The 19525-nt window shown below is 65.5% G+C and carries 20 protein-coding genes; 9 read left to right on the top strand and 11 right to left on the bottom strand.

Features of this window, described 5'->3' with window-relative positions:
- The first annotated feature begins 122 nt into the window (after positions 1-122).
- Positions 123-2309 carry a TonB-dependent receptor gene (locus E8Q40_RS06945; protein WP_137043690.1) on the top strand — a complete coding sequence of 729 codons (2187 nt, stop codon included), beginning with the start codon at positions 123-125 and terminating at the stop codon, positions 2307-2309.
- 121 nt (positions 2310-2430) lie between these two features.
- Here the strand turns inward: E8Q40_RS06945 and xseA are convergent, their stop codons facing one another.
- On the bottom strand, positions 2431-4020 hold the full coding sequence (xseA, locus tag E8Q40_RS06940) for an exodeoxyribonuclease VII large subunit (RefSeq protein ID WP_137043689.1): 1590 nt from the start codon (positions 4018-4020) through the stop codon (positions 2431-2433).
- A 108-nt stretch (positions 4021-4128) separates the two neighbouring features.
- On the opposite strand from xseA, the gene E8Q40_RS06935 reads away from it, so the two are divergent.
- The 6 genes from E8Q40_RS06935 (at position 4129) to E8Q40_RS06910 (ending at position 8582) form a co-directional block, all read left to right on the top strand.
- Positions 4129-4377 carry a zinc ribbon domain-containing protein gene (locus E8Q40_RS06935; protein WP_137043688.1) on the top strand — a complete coding sequence of 83 codons (249 nt, stop codon included), beginning with the start codon at positions 4129-4131 and terminating at the stop codon, positions 4375-4377.
- Between the two features lie 147 nt (positions 4378-4524).
- The gene (purD, locus tag E8Q40_RS06930) at positions 4525-5796 is read left to right on the top strand and encodes a phosphoribosylamine--glycine ligase (RefSeq protein WP_137043687.1); all 1272 of its coding nucleotides are present in this window, start codon (positions 4525-4527) and stop codon (positions 5794-5796) included.
- 115 nt (positions 5797-5911) lie between these two features.
- Positions 5912-6166 carry a hypothetical protein gene (locus tag E8Q40_RS06925; protein ID WP_137043686.1) on the top strand — a complete coding sequence of 85 codons (255 nt, stop codon included), beginning with the start codon at positions 5912-5914 and terminating at the stop codon, positions 6164-6166.
- Between the two features lie 115 nt (positions 6167-6281).
- Positions 6282-7184, top strand: a complete 903-nt coding sequence (locus tag E8Q40_RS06920; RefSeq protein WP_137043685.1) for an alpha/beta fold hydrolase — start codon at positions 6282-6284, stop codon at positions 7182-7184.
- A 13-nt stretch (positions 7185-7197) separates the two neighbouring features.
- Positions 7198-8283 (top strand): phosphotransferase family protein, encoded by a 1086-nt coding sequence (locus tag E8Q40_RS06915; RefSeq protein ID WP_137043684.1) that lies wholly within the window; start codon positions 7198-7200, stop codon positions 8281-8283.
- Positions 8284-8384: 101 nt separating this feature from the next.
- On the top strand, positions 8385-8582 hold the full coding sequence (locus tag E8Q40_RS06910) for a hypothetical protein (RefSeq protein WP_137043683.1): 198 nt from the start codon (positions 8385-8387) through the stop codon (positions 8580-8582).
- Between the two features lie 25 nt (positions 8583-8607).
- On the opposite strand, the gene E8Q40_RS06905 is transcribed toward E8Q40_RS06910, so the two are convergent.
- Positions 8608-9054 carry a nucleoside deaminase gene (locus tag E8Q40_RS06905; RefSeq protein WP_137043682.1) on the bottom strand — a complete coding sequence of 149 codons (447 nt, stop codon included), beginning with the start codon at positions 9052-9054 and terminating at the stop codon, positions 8608-8610.
- 36 nt (positions 9055-9090) lie between these two features.
- On the opposite strand from E8Q40_RS06905, the gene E8Q40_RS06900 reads away from it, so the two are divergent.
- Together E8Q40_RS06900 and rsmD are read left to right on the top strand one after the other, a co-directional pair.
- On the top strand, positions 9091-10050 hold the full coding sequence (locus E8Q40_RS06900; RefSeq protein WP_137043681.1) for a pseudouridine synthase: 960 nt from the start codon (positions 9091-9093) through the stop codon (positions 10048-10050).
- A complete protein-coding gene (rsmD, locus tag E8Q40_RS06895) occupies positions 10047-10601 on the top strand; it encodes a 16S rRNA (guanine(966)-N(2))-methyltransferase RsmD (RefSeq protein ID WP_137043680.1) in 555 nt (184 codons plus the stop codon). The genes E8Q40_RS06900 and rsmD overlap by 4 nt, the downstream gene beginning before the upstream one ends.
- A gap of 15 nt (positions 10602-10616) precedes the next feature.
- Here rsmD and E8Q40_RS06890 read toward each other — a convergent pair whose 3' ends face one another.
- The 9 genes from E8Q40_RS06890 to E8Q40_RS06850 form a co-directional block, all read right to left on the bottom strand.
- Positions 10617-10988 (bottom strand): hypothetical protein, encoded by a 372-nt coding sequence (locus tag E8Q40_RS06890; RefSeq protein WP_137043679.1) that lies wholly within the window; start codon positions 10986-10988, stop codon positions 10617-10619.
- A gap of 85 nt (positions 10989-11073) precedes the next feature.
- A complete protein-coding gene (gene mutL / locus E8Q40_RS06885; RefSeq protein WP_137043678.1) occupies positions 11074-12879 on the bottom strand; it encodes a DNA mismatch repair endonuclease MutL in 1806 nt (601 codons plus the stop codon).
- A gap of 91 nt (positions 12880-12970) precedes the next feature.
- Positions 12971-13390 (bottom strand): alternative ribosome rescue aminoacyl-tRNA hydrolase ArfB, encoded by a 420-nt coding sequence (gene arfB, locus E8Q40_RS06880; RefSeq protein WP_137043677.1) that lies wholly within the window; start codon positions 13388-13390, stop codon positions 12971-12973.
- Between the two features lie 84 nt (positions 13391-13474).
- Positions 13475-14791, bottom strand: a complete 1317-nt coding sequence (locus E8Q40_RS06875; protein WP_137043676.1) for a glucose-6-phosphate isomerase — start codon at positions 14789-14791, stop codon at positions 13475-13477.
- Between the two features lie 55 nt (positions 14792-14846).
- Positions 14847-16172: a pitrilysin family protein gene (locus E8Q40_RS06870; protein WP_137043675.1), complete on the bottom strand. Its 1326-nt coding sequence runs from the start codon at positions 16170-16172 to the stop codon at positions 14847-14849.
- Positions 16169-17587, bottom strand: coding sequence for a pitrilysin family protein (locus E8Q40_RS06865; RefSeq protein ID WP_137043674.1), 1419 nt, complete (start codon positions 17585-17587; stop codon positions 16169-16171). Before E8Q40_RS06865 ends, E8Q40_RS06870 begins: the two co-directional genes overlap by 4 nt.
- Positions 17588-17663: 76 nt before the next feature.
- The gene (locus E8Q40_RS06860; RefSeq protein WP_137043673.1) at positions 17664-18389 is read right to left on the bottom strand and encodes a hypothetical protein; all 726 of its coding nucleotides are present in this window, start codon (positions 18387-18389) and stop codon (positions 17664-17666) included.
- Positions 18390-18474: 85 nt separating this feature from the next.
- Entirely contained in the window at positions 18475-18990 is a 516-nt protein-coding gene (lspA, locus tag E8Q40_RS06855; protein ID WP_246663020.1) for a signal peptidase II, read from the bottom strand.
- 169 nt (positions 18991-19159) lie between these two features.
- Entirely contained in the window at positions 19160-19438 is a 279-nt protein-coding gene (locus tag E8Q40_RS06850) for a GIY-YIG nuclease family protein (RefSeq protein ID WP_137043671.1), read from the bottom strand.
- Positions 19439-19525: the final 87 nt, after the last annotated feature.

The raw sequence follows: 19525 nt of genomic DNA, 5'->3' as shown, positions 1-19525 counted from the left end.
GCGTAATGTTATAATATAACATATTGACCGGGATGGGTCGGTTACGGATCGCGGGTGCGGCGCATGATGCCGATCCTGCGGCCGCGACGGGTGCTCTCCCTCATACATTCTCGGGGTTTTCCATGTCGCTTCGGTTCCGCCGCAGCCTGCGGCTAGCTGTGTCTTTTTCGGTTCTAACGGCGGCTACGGCTTCAACGGCGCAGACGGTGACGCTGCCGCAGGTCACGGTGACCGCGCCCAGCCCGATCCAACGAGCCACGCCGGCCACCACTGATTCCCTGCAGGGGACCCTGCCCGTCGTGACGGACCAGTTCGCCCCGGTCACGGTGATCGAGAACGGGGAAATCCGCCGCAGCGGCGCCGCGACCCTGGGCGACCTGCTGTTCGACAAGCCCGGCATCACCGGCTCGCAATTCGCGCCCGGCGTCTCCAGCCGGCCGATCATCCGCGGCCTCGACGTCAACCGCGTCCGCATTCAGGAGAACGGCATCGGTGCCAACGGCGCCTCCGATCTCGGCGAGGATCATTTCGTCCCGGTCGATCCGCTTACCACCGAGCGCGTCGAGGTCATCCGCGGCCCGGCGACCTTGCGCTTCGGCTCGCAGGCGATCGGCGGCGTGGTCGAGGCCGACAATAACCGCATCCCGACCTTCATCCCGCCGCGCCCGGTCTCGACCGAATTCCGCGCCGGCTTCTCCTCGGTCGACAAAGGCGCCGACGGCGCGGTGCTGCTCGACGCCGGCACCGGCAATTTCGCGCTCCATGCCGACGGCTTTAGCCGCCGCGCCAGCGACTACAAGGTGCCGTCCTATCCCTATTTGACCGCGCCCAACCCGGCCGACCTGCCGAATGCGACACAGCCCGGCGGCTTCAACGGCACGCAGACCAATTCGAAGATGCACAATAGCGGCCAGGCACTCGGCGGCTCGTATATCTTCAACGACGGCTTCATCGGCGCCGCGATCACCACGAACAGCGCGCTCTATCACATTCCCGGCGCCGAGCCGGAGAGCAATCAGACCCGCATCGAGGCAAGGCAGACCAAGATCCTCACCAAGGGCGAATGGCGTGCGCCGTCGTCCGTCGTCGACGCTATCCGCTTCTGGGGCGGCTTCACCGACTACAAGCACAACGAGATCGGCCTGTCCGATCCGGCCGACTTCAGCAGCACGGGCATCCAGCAGACCTTCATCAACAAGGAGCAGGAAGGCCGCGTCGAGGCGCAACTGGCGCCGTTCGATCTGCGCTTTGCTTCGCTCACCACCGCGATCGGCGTGCAGGGCGGCCACCAGATGCTCGACGCACCGGCGCCCGGCGGCATTGGCCTGTGGGACCGCAACACCAACAATCGCATCGCCGGCTACATGTTCAATGAGTTCAAGCTGAATGAGTTGACGAAACTCCAGATCGCAGGGCGGATCGAGCATGTCGCGCTCGACGGCACCGGCCGCACCTTCGACGCCGTCGGCACCCTGACGCAGACCGCGGCGTCACGCGATTTCACGCCGAAGAGCATCAGCTTCGGCATCCTGCGCGAGGTGCCGCTCGACATGACCGCCAGCCTGACCGCGCAATATGTCGAGCGCGCGCCGAAACCCGCCGAGCTGTATTCCGGCGGCGTGCACGACGCCACCACCACCTTCGACAAGGGCAATGTCAACCTCGGCATCGAGGCGGCGCAATCGATCGAACTCGGGCTGCGCCGCGCCAAGGGGCCGTTCCGTTTCGATGCTTCGATCTACTACACGCGCTTTTCGGGCTTCATCTATCGCCGCCTCACCGGCAATACCTGCGACGAGGCGGGAGACTGCACGGGCGCCGGCGAACTCAACGAGGCGATCTACTCACAGGCCGACGCCACCTTCCGCGGCGGCGAATTCCAGAGCCAATGGGACATCCTGCCGCTCGGCTCCGGCCTGTTCGGCATCGAGAACCAGTTCGACGTGGTGCGCGCCACCTTCACCGACGGCACCAACGTGCCGCGCATCCCGCCGGTGCGCCTCGGCGGCGGCGTCTACTGGCGCGACGCCAACTGGTTCGCCCGCGTGAAGCTGATCCACGCCTTCGCGCAGAACAAAGTCGCACCGATCGCGGATACGGCGACCGGCGCCTATGACGATTTGCGTGCCGAGGTGAGCTACAACTGGAAGAACGCCAGGCCGCGCTTCGATCAGCTCAGCGAATTCACCGTCGGCATCAGCGGCACCAACCTCCTGAACCGCGACATCCGCAACGCCGCCTCATACAACAAGGCCGAAGTGCTGATGCCGGGCGCCAGCGTGCGGGTGTTCGCGAGCGTGAAGTATTAGTCAATCTCGGACCGCTCACTCTTGCTCCGTCATGCCCGGCCTTGTGCCGGGCATCCACGTCTTGCTTTCAAACTCAAGAAAGGCGTGGATGGCCGGGACAAGCCCGGCCATGACGAAGAGATTAGCCGAACAAACTGCCCTGCCCGCCGCCGCCCTCGTCGCGCGATTTCTTCGGTTTTGACGGCGGCTTGGGCACAACTTCAACCACGGTGGTCTCCGTAACGACCGTCTCGCGCATCACGACCGATGCGCCTCCTGCGGTGACGGCCAAGCGGCCATCGGCGAATTCGATATCCAGCGCGGCGCCGGCCACGACTTGCGCCGCGGCACGCACCGGCTGGCCCGCCTCGTCGCGGACCAGCGCGAAGCCACGCTTGAGCACCTCGCGATAGGAGAACGCCGCGAGCAGCCGTTCGGCTCGCTCGATGCGGGTGTGATGCAGCTTCAGCAGCGCCAAAGTCGCGCGGCGCGAGCGCTCGCCGAAGGCGGTGACGCGTTCCCGCGCGCGTTCGATGCGCGCATGGTGGGCCTGCGCGTTCGCCAGCAAACTGGCCTTGAGGCGCTGATTGAGACTGGTGTAGCGCTCCTTGCGACGCTCGAAGGTATTGATCAGAAGCTGCGGCGCCAGCCGCGTGGCAACGCGGGTGTACTGCGTGTGATGCACATGCGCATTGGCACGCAGTGCCCGCGGCAACCGCTCGGCGAGCGTATCGAGGCGCTGGCGCGGCTCGGCGAGAATGTCCTTCGGCAGCGCGCGCGACAGCATCGTCAGTTCGCGCTTGAGCCGCTCCATGCCGCGCTGCATGCACGCCAGATTGCGCGAGGCGAGCCCATTCAGCGTCTGCAGCAACTCGACGCGCACCGGCACCGCCATCTCGGCCGCCGCGGTCGGCGTCGGCGCGCGCTTGTCGGAGGCAAAATCAATCAAGGTCACGTCGGTCTCGTGGCCGACCGCCGAGATCAGCGGGATCATGCTCGCGGCCGCAGCACGCACCACGATCTCCTCGTTGAACGACCACAGGTCTTCCAGCGACCCGCCACCGCGCGCGACGATGATGAGATCGGGACGCGGAATGGCGCCACCCTCGGGCAGGTTATTGAAGCCTTCGATGGCGGCGGCGACTTCCGCCGCCGACGCTTCGCCCTGTACCCGCACCGGCCACACCAGCACATGGCGCGGAAAGCGGTCGGACAGCCGGTGCAGGATGTCGCGGATCACGGCGCCGGTCGGCGAGGTGACGACGCCGATCACCTCGGGCAGAAAAGGGATGAGCTGCTTGCGCGCCTCGTCGAACAGGCCCTCGGCGGCGAGCTTCTTCTTGCGCTCCTCGAGCAGCTTCATCAGCGCGCCGACGCCGGCCGGCTCGAGGCTGTCGATGACGATCTGGTATTTCGACGAGCCTGGGAAGGTCGTGAGCTTGCCGGTGGCGATGACGTCGAGGCCCTCCTCGGGCTTGACCCGCATCCGGCCGTAGACGCCCTTCCAGATCACGCCCTCGATGACGGCGCGGTCGTCCTTGAGGCGGAAATAGCAGTGCCCGGAGGGCGAGGCCCCCCTGAAGCCTGAGACCTCGCCGCGCACCCGGACGAAGCCATAGGCGTCCTCCACCGTGCGCTTGAGCGCGGCGGACAGTTCCGAGACGGTCCATTCGGTCAGATTGGACGCGGGCGCCTCGGCGCGGCTCTCGGGAGGGATTCGGGGGCTCGGCATCGCATTCGATATACGCGCTCCAGCCCTGCGCCGGAATAGCGCCCCGGCCGCGATCCCCATAAGGTCCCGTCAATCTTCCCGGACGAGAATGGCCCCGGGAGCGACATCATGACCAATCCGCTGGAACATCAGGCCGAGAACATCCGGGTGCGGGTCCGCTGCGGCGACTGCCGGACCACATTCCACGAGCGCCTGCAGCGCGTGGTCCACGGCGACCGCGTCCGCTGCCCGACCTGCGGCACCGAATTGCGCTTCAACGGCATCGGCAGCATGCACGATTACGAGACCCTCCAGGACTATGTGCACCACGTCGAGGAGCGCACCGCTCACCCGCATTTCGTGCACTCGGACGACTAGCGCTTCTTTTTTGAGGCGTTTTCTTCACGCGAACCGGTACCTGCTTCGCTCGAAAACGCTACGTCCCTGTCGATACCCCTGGCCCCGGGACTTGTCCCCGCCGGTTCCGCCCGCTAAGGCCGGGGCGGTATCGGACAGGGCAGCGCCATGAACATCCTCATTCTCGGTTCCGGCGGCCGCGAGCACGCGCTGGCCTGGAAGATCGCCGCCAGCCCGCTGACGACCAAGCTCTACTGCGCCCCCGGCAATGCCGGCATCGCGCAGGAGGCGACATGCGTCGCGCTCGACATCGCCGATCATCCGGCCGTGATCGCCTTTTGCAAGAACGCGAAAATCGACTTCGTCGTGGTTGGCCCGGAAGTGCCGCTGGTCGCCGGCATCGTCGACGATCTCGAAGCCGCCGGCATCAAGACCTTCGGCCCGGCCAGGGCCGCCGCGCAGCTCGAAGGCTCCAAGGGCTTCACCAAGGACCTGTGCAAGGCCAACAACATTCCGACCGCCGCCTATGAGCGCTTCACCGACGGCGCCGCCGCCAAGGCCTATGTCCGCCGGCAAGGCGCGCCGATCGTGGTCAAGGCCGACGGTCTCGCCGCCGGCAAGGGCGTCGTTGTCGCATCGACCGTCGACGACGCCGAAGCCGCCATCGACATGATCTTCTCCGGTGGCCTCGGCGACATGGCGGAGGTGGTCGTGGAGGATTGCCTCATCGGCGAAGAAGCCTCGTTCTTCGCGTTGTGCGACGGCGACACCGCGCTGCAGCTCGCCTCGGCGCAAGACCACAAGCGCGCCTATGACGGCGACAAGGGGCCCAACACCGGCGGCATGGGTGCCTATTCGCCGGCACCGGTGATGACCGAAGCAATGAACAAGCGCGTGATGGACGAGATCGTGCTGCCGACGGTGGCCGCGCTGAAGAAAGCCGGCACGCCGTTCAAGGGCGTGCTGTTCGCCGGCCTCATGATCACCAAGGATGGGCCGCAGCTCATCGAATACAATGTGCGCTTCGGCGATCCGGAAACGCAGGTCATCATGCTGCGCATGATGTCAGACATTCTGCCGGCGCTGATCGCCGCGCGCGACGGACAACTCAAGAATTTCGACCTGCGCTGGTACGGCGACGCCGCGCTCACCGTGGTGATGGCCGCGAAAGGTTATCCGGGCAGCTATGCCAAGGGCACCGTGATCAAGGGCCTCGACGCCGCGGCCGAGATCGACGGCGTCGAGATCTTTCACGCCGGCACCAAAGCCGAGGGCGACAACATCGTCGCCAATGGCGGACGCGTTCTTAATGTCTGCGCGCGCGGCAAGACCGTGGCCGAGGCGCAAGCACGGGCCTACGAAGCCGTTGATAGGATTGACTGGCCTGAAGGCTTCTGCCGCCGCGACATCGGCTGGCAGGCCATCGCGCGCGAGAAGTAAGCACATAAACGCCGCATAAATGTCCGAGTGCATGCCACGCATGCGTTCGCGCGGGCTCGCCTTCGAGTGGCTCCTCCCTAGCTGTGCTGCAAGGGCAAGCTACTGGAGTTGAACTATGAAGAAGATTTTCATCGCCGGCGTTCTCGCCGCTGTCGCTGCGTCGCCTGCCCTCGCTGCGTCGAAGCACTCGCGTAACAACAATGCATCGACCATGCCGCGGGCTTACACCGCTGCGGAAGCCGCCTATGCCTATAGCCCGGTGTCGCAGTTCGTCGTGCTTAACGGCCAGGTGATCGGTGCTGATCCCGACCCGTTCATCCGCGGCGAACTCGTCCGCGAAGGCAGCCCGGCGGACTACGCCGGCAACTGATCTCATCCCTGCCAGCGGCAAGGCCCGAAACATCGGGCCTTGCCGCTTGGGCACGACATCGTGACGGCGACCTTGCCAACGGGATAGGATGTCCCGTTGCAGGGAGAACCTCGTCATGCCGGAACTTGCCGATCTGTTCCCAGGATTTTCCGCGCGCGAGATCGACACCTCTGCGGGGCGATTGTTCGCGCGCTTCGGCGGCAACGGGCCGCCGCTTCTGCTGCTGCATGGCTATCCGCAGACGCACGTCCTATGGCATCGCGTCGCGCCGAAGCTGAAGGACCATTTCACCCTGGTCATGGCCGACCTGCCCGGCTATGGCGCGTCCGCCGCGCCCGAGCCTAACGAGAACCACACGCCCTATGACAAGCGCTCGATGGCGAAGGGCATGGTCGAACTCATGGCCGCGCTCGGCCACACACGCTTTCGTCTCGCCGGCCATGATCGCGGCGGCCGTGTCGCCTATCGCCTGACGCTCGATCATCCGGCCTGCGTCGAACGCCTTGCAACGCTCGACATCATGCCGACCGTCGAGATGTGGCGGGCGATGGATTATAAACTGGCGCTCAAGACCTATCACTGGATGTTTCTGGCGCAGCCGGCGCCGCTGCCGGAGAAGCTGATCGCCCACGAGCCGGCCTTCTATCTCGAACGCACGTTGGCGAGCTGGACCTTGGCCAAGGACCTTTCCGCCTTCGATCCCGCGGCGCTCGCTCATTATCGCGCGTCGGCGTCGCAACCCGTGCACATCCGCGCCTTCTGCGAGGACTACCGCGCCGGCGCGACCACCGACCTTGCCCATGACGAAGCCGACCGCGCTGCCGGTCGCAACATCGACTGTCCGATGCTGGCACTGTGGGGCTCGGGTGGCTTTCCCGGCCAGACCGCCGGCCCGCTCGACGTCTGGCGGCGCTGGGCGACCAGGGTCGAAGGCCGCGCCATCGCATCGGGACATTTCCTGCCCGAAGAAAATCCGGACGAAACGGCGGCGGCGCTGCTCGCCTTCTTCCAAGCCTGAGGGACGGCACGTTATGTCGATCAATCGCCAGCAAGCCTTCTCCGGCACCAAGGAAGCGCCGGCCGCGCTGCGCCTGGACGAGGCGCGGCTCGCCGATTATCTCGCCAGGCATATCGACGGCTTTGCCGGGCCGCTGACGGCGCGGCAGTTCAAGGGCGGCCAATCGAACCCGACTTATCTTCTGGAGACACCGGCGCGGCGTTACGTGCTGCGCCGCAAGCCGCCGGGCAAATTGCTGCCGTCGGCGCATGCGGTGGACCGCGAGTATCGCGTCATCGGCGCGCTTCATGCGCAGGACTTTCCGGTCGCCGAGCCGCTCGTCTATTGCGCCGACGAGAGCGTCGCCGGTACAGCGTTCTATGTCATGAGCTTCGCCGACGGCCGCGTGTTCTGGGAGCCGTCGATGCCCGGCTCCGACCCGGCCGAGCGCGCCGCGGTGTACGATTCCATGAACGACACCATCGCGCGGCTGCATGCGTTCGAGCCGGCGGAGATCGGCCTTGCCGACTACGGCAAGGGCGAGAACTATGTCGCGCGGCAGGTTGAGCGCTGGTCGAAGCAATACCGCGCCTCGCAGACCGAGACGATTGAGCCGATGGAAAAGCTCATCGAGTGGCTGCCGCGCCACATTCCGCCGGCCGGTTCGCCGCGGCTGGTGCATGGCGATTTCCGCATCGACAATCTGATCATTGCCAGAGATTCACCATCGATTATCGCAGTGCTCGACTGGGAATTGTCGACGCTCGGCGATCCGCTCGCCGATTTCACCTATCACCTCATGGCCTGGCACATGCCGCCGAGCGAAAGCGCCGCCGGCACCGCAACATTGCACGGCCACGATCTCGGCGCGCTCGGTATTCCGTCGATGGCCGATTATGTCGACGATTATGTGGCGCGCACCGGGCTCGACCCGCGGCCGCACCTCGATATCTACCTCGCCTACAACTTCTTCCGTATCGCCGCGATCCTGCAGGGCATCATCGGCCGCGTCCGCGACGGCACCGCAACATCGGATCACGCCCCAGCCAGGGCCGAAATGATCCGGCCGCTGGCCGACAAGGCCTGGGAATTCGCGCGTCAGGCCGGCGCAGGCGAATAAACAACTTCAAATAAACAAATCATTTTACAGGTATCCGAGCGGTTTTGTCCGCGGTTCCTTCAGGCGGGTTTGCGTATCTTAACCGCGACAGGAGGATATCCATGACGGACTCCAGTATCGGAATCCGCGGCATCTCGCCTTTTGCCGGCACCCTACAGCAACGCAGGCAACCGCAGGATCGTGAGGGCGAGCGGTCGCTCGCCAAGCACGTCGACACATCCGACGGCGACAACGACAGCGAGGCGACACAGGACTCCTTGTCGCTCGATCCCGGCCGCCTCATCGACATCAGAGTCTGAGGCGCCCTCCTATTGCGCGCGCGAGTCAGCGCCGCGCCGCGAAGAACTCCCGTAACAGCGCAGCACATTCGGCCTCACCAATGCCGCCATAGACCTCCGGTCTGTGGTGGCAGGCGGGGCTGTCGAAAAAGCGCACGCCACTCTCCACCGCCCCGCCCTTCGGGTCGCTGGCACCGAAATAGAGCCGTCTGATGCGGGCGAAGGACAAAGCCGCCGCGCACATGGTGCAGGGCTCGAGTGTCACATAGAGATCGCAGCCGGTCAGCCTCTCTGTGCCGATTTTAGCCGCCGCCACCCGGATGGCGATCAACTCGGCATGCCCCGTCGGGTCCTTGTCGGCGAGCGTCCGGTTACCGGCGCGCGCCACCACCTCGCCGTCCCGGACGATGACGCAGCCGATCGGCACCTCGCCACGCGCGGCCGCGGCGCGGGCCTCCTCGAGGGCGAGTTGCATGAACGAAGGTGATGCCATAAACGCCCTCATAGCCGGGCATCACGGCGGAGACAAATGAGCGACAAACCCAGCAGCGGCGAGCGCATCGCCAAGGTCATGGCCCGCGCGGGGCTCGCCTCCCGCCGCGAGGCCGAGGTCTGGATCGAGCAGGGCCGCGTCTCGGTCAACGGCCAGGTCATTACCTCGCCGGCGCTCAACGTCACCGCCGCCGACCGCATCGTGATTGACGGCACGCCAATGCCGCGCCGCGAGCGCACCCGGCTGTTCCTTTACAACAAGCCGCGCGGGCTGGTGACGACGCATTCCGACCCCGAAGGCCGTCCGACCATTTTCGGCGCGTTGCCGAAGAAACTACCGCGGCTCATCAGCATCGGCCGCCTCGACATGAACACCGAGGGACTGCTGCTGCTGACCAATGACGGAGGGCTCGCGCGAACGCTCGAACTGCCGGCCACGGCTTGGCTGCGCCGCTACCGCGTGCGCGCCAATGGCCGCATCGATCAGCCGACGCTCGACAAACTGCGCGATGGCATCACCATCGACGGCGTCCACTACGGCGCCATCGAGGCTCTGCTCGAACGCCAGCAGGGTGCCAATGCGTGGCTGTCTTTCGCCATTAGAGAAGGCAAGAACCGCGAAGTGCGCAAGGTGCTGGAGTCGCTCGGCCTGCGCGTCAACCGCTTAATCCGCGTCTCCTACGGCCCCTTCATGCTCGGCGATCTGCCCGAGGGCGAGGTCAAGGAAGTCGAGACCGCGGCCCTCCGCGCCGAACTCGGCGAGAAAATCGTGGAGCAATCTGGCGCCGACTTCTCGGCGCCGCTGGTGAGCGATGACGAGCGCATGCCGCGCAAGCGCAACATGGCGCCGCGACGAGAGGCTCCTGCGCCGCGGCAGCGCGAAGAGGTGACCGCCTGGGGCCGCGAGAAGGAGCCGCGCTCACAACAGAAGAAGCGTCCGCGCCGCGACCGGTCCAAGAGCGGGCCCCGCCCCGCCTATCCGAGAAACAGCAAATGAGAGTCGTCGGCGGCCGCTTGCGCTCGCGTCCCATCGCCGGGCCGAAAGGCGAAGGGCTGCGCCCGACCGCCGATCGCCTGCGCGAGTCGCTGTTCAACATCCTGACGCATGGCTACGGCAATCCGGTGGAAGGCGCGCGGGTGCTCGATCTATTCGCCGGCACCGGCGCGCTCGGCATCGAGGCTTTGTCTCGTGGAGCAGCCTATGTGCTGTTCGTCGATGACGGCGTCGAGGCGCGCTCCTTGTTGCGCAACAACACCGAGCAGCTCGGCCTTGGCGGCACCAGCCGCATCTTCCGCCGCGACGCCACCAAGCTCGGCCCGGCCCATCCGCTCGAGCCGTTCACACTCGCCTTCCTCGATCCGCCTTACGGTAAGGGCCTCGCCGAAAAGGCGCTCGCCTCGGCCCGCAACGGCGGCTGGTTGACGAAGGGTGCGCTGGTTGTCGTCGAGGAAGCAACCAGCGCGAAGTTCGTCGCGCCCGAGGGTTTCGAGGAGTTGGAGCGGCGGGCGTATGACGACTCGGAATTGATCTTCCTGCGTCACCTTTAGCGCGCCGCCCCGAGCCTACTTCTTCTTCCACACCTCGGTGCCCTTGGTGCCGGCGTCGGTGCGGCGCCACCATTTGCCTTCGAGCGAGCCGTCCGGCTTGATATCCATGACCATGATGACGACCTTGCCTTCGGCGGCCGAGCCGACGAACAGCTTATTGCCTTCGACCTGGCCGATGCCGACATATTTGCCGCCATCCCACTTCAATTCGAGCGCACCGCTCTTATCCATGGTGACGGCCAGCGTTCCCTCTCCATCATACTTGCTGCCGTCAGTCTCGGTGCCGGTGACGACATAGTTGCCGAGCACTTTGGTATTGTCCTGGGCGAACGACGGCGTCACCGCGGTGACGAGGCCGAGCAGCGCCAAACCAAACATCGATTTCATGAAAGCCCCCTGATAATTCAGCCGACGGGAAACTATCGCCGTTCGGCGGCGATTCCAATAAGCGGTGTATTTATATTTGCAGGGGTCAGCGTCGCCCGAACAACCTCTCGATGTCCCCGAGCTTCAATTCAACGTAGGTGGGGCGGCCGTGATTGCACTGGCCGGAATTCGGCGTTGTTTCCATCTCGCGCAGCAAGGCGTTCATCTCGTCGGGCTTGAGCCGGCGACCGGCCCGTACCGAGCCATGACAGGCCATGGTTGCCGAGACGTGCAGCAGCCGCCGTTCCAACGGCAATGAATCGTCCCACTCCGCCATGTGCTCGGCGAGATCCGTGACGAGGCCCCGAACATCGACGTCGCCGAGCAGCGACGGGGTTTCTCGCACGGCTACCGCGCCGGGCCCGAAGGCTTCGAGCACCAGGCCAAAGCGCTCAAGGTCCGCAGCACGCGCGACGAGCCGCGCCGCGTCGTCCTCGTCGAGTTCGACGATCTCGGGGATCAGCAAAATCTGCCGAGCGATGCCGTTTTTATCCAGCGCCGCCTTCATTCGTTCATAGACAATTCGCTCATGCGCGGCGTGCTGATCGACAATGACGAGGCCGTCGCGGGTCTGCGACACGATATAGGTCTCGTGGATCTGCGTTCGCGCCGCGCCCAGCGGCTGCTCGATCAGTTCGGCCGCCGGCGCGAAGCTTTCGACCCGCGCATCCGCCGACGGCGCACCGACGTCGAAGGCCGCTTGCGCCACCTCTTCGAAGCCGAGCGCGACATTGCCATGCGTCGGCGACCACGGCGTCGGCCGCAACGGCGAATTGCGCCAGTCATAAGGCGCGCGACGAGCCATTGTCACCGGGCGGAACGCGGCGACGGTGGCGCCGCCGCCGGTCGAGGCCGCGCGCTGGCCCTCGCGCACCAGCGCATGCTTGAGTGCGCTGACGATCAGCCCGCGCACCAGACCTTGATCGCGGAAGCGCACTTCGGTCTTGGCCGGATGCACGTTCACGTCGACTTCGCTGGTCGGCAGCGTGACGAACAAAGCCAGCACCGGGTGACGATCGCGCGGCAGGTAATCGGCATAGGCGCCGCGCACCGCGCCGGCGAGCAGCTTGTCGCGTACCGGCCGGCCGTTGACGAACATGTATTGGCCGAGCGAGTTGGCGCGTGACAAGGTCGGTAGCCCGGCGAAACCTTCGACACGCACGCCGTCGCGCTCAGCCTCAATGGCAATGGCATTGGCGCGGAAGTCGGCGCCCAGCACGTCGCCGAGCCGCGTCAATGGCTCTTCCTCGCCGGCGGCGCTCCATGTCACCGGCGCACGGTCCTCGCCCGCCAGCGTGAAGGTGACATCCGGCCGGCTCATCGCCAGCCGCCGCACCACCTCGCGCACCGCCTCGCCTTCGCTGCGATCGGTCTTGAGAAACTTCAGCCGCGCCGGCGTCGCATAAAACAGGTCGCGCACTTCTATCGTGCTGCCTTGGCTGAGCGCCGCCGGCTTGATCTCGGACTTCTCGCCCGCGTCAACCGTCAGGCACCAGGCATGCGGCTCGCTCAAGTGGCGCGTGGTGATGGTGAGCCGCGCCACAGATCCAATTGAAGGCAGAGCCTCGCCGCGAAAGCCGAGCGTGTGGATGGCGAGCAGATCATCGCCGTCGAGCTTGGAGGTGGCATGGCGCTCGACGCAGAGATCGAGATCGGCACGCGTCATGCCGGCGCCGTCGTCGGTGACACGGATCAGCCGCCGTCCGCCGCCATCGGTCAGCACGTCGATGCGGCGCGCGCCGGCATCGAGCGCGTTCTCGACCAGTTCTTTGACGACGCTGGCCGGGCGCTCGACCACCTCGCCGGCGGCGATGCGGTTGACGACGGCCTCGGAGAGCTGGCGGACGGGCATGTTCGGGCTTTCAGACGATTCGCCCGGAAATTTAGCCATGGAAAGCGCCGCCCGCGAGGCGGCACACCCGGCTTTGCCCGTTATCCCGCCCTCAGTGCCACCCCTTCTTCCCCCGCCCGGCCTTGATCTCGCTGCGGCGCTTCTTGCCCTCGACGCGCTTTTTCTTCTCGGATTTCGGCACCTTGGTTTCGCGCCGCACCGTGGGCTTCACCGCCGCCTGGCGGATCATCTCGAACAGCCGCTCGCGGGCTTCGGCGCGGTTGCGCGACTGGTCGCGGTATTCCTGCGCCACGATGACGATGACGCCGTCCTTGGTCAGCCGGGAGCCGGCGAGCTTCATCAGGCGGATGGCGACATCGTTCGGCAGCGACGGCGAGCGCCGGGCGTCGAAGCGAAGTTGCACCGCCGACGACACCTTGTTGACGTTCTGCCCGCCCGGGCCGGAGGCACGCACGAAGCTTTCCTCAAGCTCGGAGTCGTCGATGGAGATGGTGGAGGTGACCTGATGCATTTCCCGCTCGTCATGCCCCGCGAAGGCGGGGCATCCAGTATACACCGAGTTTACTGGATCGCCCGCCTTCGCGGGCGACGACAATTACTGGGTCAAATACTTCTTCGCCAGCACCTTGCCCTCTTCCACCGCCGGCTGGTCGAAGGCATCGACGCCCAGCAAATGCGCGGCGATGATGGTTTCGAGCATGAAATGCATGAGCAGTTCGCCCATGCTCTCCTCGTCGATCTCCGGGAGATGGATCGTGCGCACCGGGCAATCGTTCTTCGCGAGGGTCTCTGCCGTGGCGCGGCCCTGCGCAGCGACCAGATCGCCGATCGATTTGCCGCCGAAGCCTGCCTCGCCCGCGACCTTCGACAATTCCCTGTCCATGCGTGGGCCCTTGCCGGCGCGATCGGTGGTGATGACGGTGAACAGCTTGTCGCGCGGCCCGGCGATGAAAAGCTGCAACTGGCTGTGCTGGTCGACGGGGCCGAGCGCGCCGATCGGCGTCGTGCCCTTGCCGTCCTTGCCGAGGCTTTCGGCCCAGAGCTGCACATACCAGTGCGTGAAGCGCTCGAGCCGGTCGGCATAGGCCATGACGACGCTGACGCTCTTGTTCTTGGTCTCGCTGAGCGCCACCGACAGAGCGGCACCGACGGCGGCCGGCACGTCCTTCGCCTTCTTCTTCTCCAGCACCGGCTTGAGCGCCAGCGCCGCGCCGGCGCGCACCGCAACCACGTCGAGGCCCAGCATCGCCGCCGGCAGCAGACCGACATTGGTCAGCACCGAGAAACGGCCGCCAACGCCGGTGTGATGATCGAGCATCGGCACCTTGTACTGGCCGAGCAGATCGCGCAGGCCGTTCTTCTTGCCGGGCTTGGCCGGCTCGGTGAGGCCGAGGAAGATATCGGGAATGCGGGGCCCGAGGCTCGCCTCATGCAGTGCCGACAGCACGGCGATGGTCTGCATCAAGGTCTCGCCGGTGCCTCCGGACTTGGAGATCGAGACGAAACGCGACGTCTGCAGCGGGAGGTGCGAAAGCAGCGCGCCGAAGGAATCGGGGTCGAGATTGTCCATGAAATGCAGCCGCGGCCCGGCGCGTAACGCATCGACGCCTGGCACCATGTGACCGGCAAGCTGGGCCAGCGCCTGGCCGCCGAGCGACGAGCCGCCGGTGCCGAGCAGCACGATATCGGTGGCGCGGTCCGCGAGTGCGCGGGCGGTGTCGCGCAAGTCCGGCAGATCGGATGTCATGCCGGCAAGATTGAGCAGCGGCAGACCGCCTTCGGCGTGTTGGGCGCGCAGCCAGTCGAGCGCGCCTTCGGCGCGTTCGAGGGCGCCGTCGAGGGCGTCGGCCGACACGCCGTGCTGGCCGATATTGTCGTGAAGCGCGCTATCGATGGACTGGATGAGAGGCATGATGGTGAGACTGCTGGAAAATTATGGAACTATAACGCTCACATCGCGCATTTGTTCACTGCGTCGACGAAACCAGTCCCTTCGGCCGGCCGGCGACCGTCACCAGCATGCCGCCGCCGAACAGGCGCTTGGCGACGCGTTTGGCGTCGTCGAGCGTGACGGCATCGATCATGGCGGCGCGGCGGTCGATGTAGTCGATGCCGAGATTGTCGAGTTGAATCTGGGTCAACTGCCCGGCGATCTTCGATGAAGTGTCGAGCGACAGTGGATAAGCGCCCTTGAGATAATCCTTGGCAGCGGCGAGCTCATCGGCGGTCGGGCCCTCATCCGCCATGCGTTTGGTCTCGGCTTCGATGATTGACAACGTCTCCGCCGTGCGATCGGCGCGCGTCGCGGTGCCGCCGATAAACAGCGCGGCGGATTTAAACCAGACGAGGCTCTCCGACACGCCATAGGCCAGGCCGCGCTTCTCGCGCACTTCCCTGTAGAGCCGCGAGGAGAAGGTGCCACCGCCGAGGATGTGGTTGACGATGTATGCCGCCATGAAGTCCGGATCGTTGCGCTGGATGCCGACGCCGCCAAAAGTGATGACCGCCTGTGGCACGTCCACTTCAGCGACGATGCGGCGGCCGAGGCCCGCGGGCGTGGCCAGCGGCACCGGCCTCAGGTCGTTTTTCTCCGGTAGCGAACCGAATGCCTTGTCGATCAGTTCGCCGGCGGCCTTGGCGTCGATGTCGCCGACGATGGAGACCGTCAGATCGTTCCGCGCGAACACCCGGCGCGTGTAGTCGCGCAGATCGGCGATCGTGATCCGCGCCACGCTGTCGAGCGAGCCCTTGGTGTCGCGGCCATAGGGATGATCCGGAAACGCGGTGCTCCACCAGGCGCGGCTGGCGATATTGTTCGGGTTGGTGGTGTCACGGCGCAGGGCGGAAATCTGCTGCGCACGCACGCGCTCGACCGCATCGGCATCGAAACGCGGCTGCGACAAAGCGAGACGCAACAGGTCGAAGGCCTCGTCGCGGTTGTCATTGAGCACACGCAGCGAGCCGTAGAACTGGTCACGCGTGGCGCTGAACGACAATTCGATGGCGCGGCGCTCCACCCGGTCCTGGAATGCCTTGCTGTCGAGTTCGCCGGCGCCTTCATCGAGCGTGCTGGCGACCAGATTGGCCGTGCCGGCCTTCTCGGCCAGATCCTGCACCGAACCACCGGCAAACGCGTAGCTCATGGCGACCAGCGGCACCGTCTTCTCGCGCACCAGCCAGGCCTTGATGCCCTTGGGGCTGACGATCGGCTCGATCGTCACAGCGCCGGCCGGCGTCATGCCGACGAGCGCGACAACAACGGCGCCCGCGACGGCAGCGATGATGCGCTTCATGACCGCTTTCCCTCGGCGCTGACCGGTTGAACCCGCTCGGCCTTGCCGGCGGCGGCCGCTGCCTCGTCCTTGACGAGATAGCCGGTCACCGAGCGGCGCTTGTCGAGCCAGGCGCGCGCGGCATCCTGCACCTGCGCGGCGGTCACGGCGCGGATGCGGTCCGGCCATTTCTGCACGTCTTCGACCGTGGCGCCGCTCATCAAGGCCTGGCCGTACCAGCGCGCCATGGTGGCCTGATTGTCCTGGGCGTAGACCGCGTCGGCGATTAGCCGCGACTTGGAGCGCTCGACTTCGTCTGCCGTAATACCGTTCGCAACGACGTCGGCAATAACGGCATCGGCGGCGGCTTCGAATTCGCTCAGGCTGACACCACGGGCCGGCACGCCATAGACTGTGAATTTCGCCATGTCGTAAGCGGACGAGTCGTAGTAGGCGCCAGCGCTGACCGCGACAGGCTTATCGACGACCAGCGCCTGGTAGAGCCGGCTGTTCGAGCCCGTGCCGAGCACATGGGCCAGCACTTCAAGCGCCTCGGTCTCGCCGGCCTTGCCCAGACGGAATGACGGCACGAGATACGCACGTTGCATCAGCGGCTGCTCGACGCGCGGGTCGGCGAGCGTGAGCGACCGCGCTGCGGCGGGCGGCGGCTCCTGCGGACGGTTGCGCGGCAAAAGGCCGGCCAACGGCTTGATCTGGCCATAGGTCTCGCGCGCGAAGGTCAACGCCTGCTGTGGATCGACATCCCCGGCGACGATGACCACGGCATTGTTCGGGGCGTAGAAGCGCTTGTAGAACGCGATCGCATCCTCGCGCGTCAGGCCCTCCATCTCGTGACGCCAGCCGATCACCGGACGGCCATAGGGCGAGTTGAGGAACAGCGCGGCGTCGATCTGCTCGCCGAGGCGGGCGCGCGGGTTGTTCTCCATGCGCTGGTTGCGTTCTTCAAGAATGACGTCGCGCTCGGGGAGCACCACCGCGTCGGTGAGTTGGAGGCCCGTCATGCGATCGGCTTCGAAGTCCATCACCGCTTTGAGCTTCTCGCCGGGAACGCGCTGGTAGTAACCGGTGTAGTCGTTTGAGGTGAAAGCGTTCTCCTGGCCGCCCATGCGCGCGACCACGGACGAGAAATGGCCGGCCGAATTCTTCGCCGTGCCCTTGAACAGGAGATGCTCGAGGAAATGCGCGAGGCCGGATTTGCCCGGCGTCTCGTCAGCGGCGCCGACCTTGTACCAGATCATGTGCGTCACGACCGGCGCGCGGCGGTCGGGGATGACAACGAGTTCGAGCCCGTTGTCGAGCTTGAAGTGCGAAACGCTGAGCGAAGGTTTGTCGGCGGCGACGGCCGCGGTCACGAAAGCGGGCGCCGCGACCAGAACCAAGGCGGCGGCGCGGAAAAGACAGGCTGCAATTTTCACCGGGTCAAACCCTATGACGTTGGCGTGAATGGTGCGTCACACGCGACAAGCCTGTCGGACGCCGCCCCCGCCTGCGTCACTTGGGATTGTCGGAGCCTTTCGACTCAAGATAGTTCGTCGCCTTCGGCGCCGCGTTGCGGTCGGCCCCGGAGCCGTAAGGCTGGTCCGGCGATGGCGTCTGGTAGCCGGGCGGCGGATCGGTCAGCGCGGTGCGCGGCGGCTCGCCGGTAAAGCGGGCGACATCCTCTTCCTTGCCGCCGAACATGTTGCCAAACAGGCCGCCACGATAACCAAGCTGCGACGGCGTCAGCTTGTCGCCGGATTCCGACCAGGTGCCGGCGGTGCGGTTCGGGTCGTTAGCGACGCGCGGCGGGCGATTGGTGGCCGAGGCGCCGGGCATCATTTCGCTCGGGCTCAGAACGCGCTGTTCCTCGCGCTGCTTCTGGTCAGCCGACTTGTAGGCGTCGAGGCGGGCCTGCCTGGCGGCTTCCTTCTTGCGCTTGACGTCTGGGTCTTTCGGCCAGGCCGGATTATTGGCGATCGTCGTGTCGGACTTTTCCGGCATCGGCAGATTGGTGCTCGGCGGAATGACGAGCGGCGCGCGCTCCTGATAAACGATCGCATTCTTGTTCTGCGGCTGCAGACCGAGGCCTTCGAGCATGTTGCCGATGAACCTGGAATCCCACGGGCGATCGTCACCATTGTCATCGGCGCGCGCCGGCGCGGCCAGGGCAAAGCTGACGACGAAGCTGAAAATGCTAGCCGCGATCACGGCCTGGCGGGGGAAGCGGCGCATGGACATGGAACTAGCCCCTTCTTTCGATGAACGCCGAACTGAGCGCGTTTTCGGACCCTTGGGTCACCCGATCAGGCCTATTGCCTTGGGATCAGGGCGCTTTTACGGCATGGTCCCCGAAGATGGACTCATACAGGAGGCCCACGACCCCGGCAACGATGACCACGTCGGCGAGGTTAAAAACGTACCAGTTGAAGCGCCAGCCTGCCCCGGAAACGTGAAAAAACACGAAATCGACCACCCAGCCGTGCAGCAGGCGGTCGACGGTATTCCCGGCCGCCCCGCCGATGATCAGCCCCAGCGCCAGCGCCGTGAACCGGTTTTCGGCCTTGGCCAGCCAGGCCCAGAGCAAGGCGACCGCGGCCGCCTTGAAACCGACCAGCAGCCATTGGCCGGCCTCGCCCGGCATCTGCAACAGGCCGTAGCTGATGCCGTAATTGCGGGTCAGCACGAAATCGAGAAACGGCGCGAGGCGAACCGGATTGGCCTCGAGATCGTGGACGAACAGCAAATAGAGCTTGGAGCCCTGGTCCACGAGCGCCGCCGCGACGGCCACGGCAAGACCGAACAGCGTCAGGGGGCCGAAGAGGTACTGTTTGAGGTTCATCGTGATGTCGTCCCCGCGAAGGCGGGGACCCATACGCTGTGCCGTCTCAGGTTGGCAGAGCGCGAGTCACAGGCAAGACCTGCCTGGTGATCATCGAAACTCCTGGGGTTATGGGTCCCCGCCTTCGCGGGGACGACAGGAAGAATGGGCCCGTGAACGGCGAACGCACTCAGATCAAGTGACTGAGATCGCGCCATTCGAGATTTTCCTCTTCGATCAATCGAATTTTCCAATCGCGATTCCATTTCTTCAGCTGCTTCTCACGGCGAATTGCGTCTTCGGGGTGCTCATAAGGCTCGACATAGACAAGTCGATGGACGCCATAGTCCCTGACAAACTTTGAGCCCAAGCCCCGTCGGTGCAATTCAATCCTTTTGGCGAGATCGTTTGTAATGCCGATATAGAGCGTTCCGTACGGCCGGCTGGCAAGGATGTACACGTGATACATGACCGGTCGTCCCCGCGAAAGCGGGGACCCATACGCCGTGTCGCGGTTTTGAAAACCTGCGCCTCTTGGCTGCAAGCCTAGCACAAG

The organism is Pseudolabrys sp. FHR47 (genome assembly GCF_005153485.1).
Lineage (GTDB): Bacteria > Pseudomonadota > Alphaproteobacteria > Rhizobiales > Xanthobacteraceae > Pseudolabrys.
This window is presented reverse-complemented; position numbering and strand designations above follow the sequence as displayed.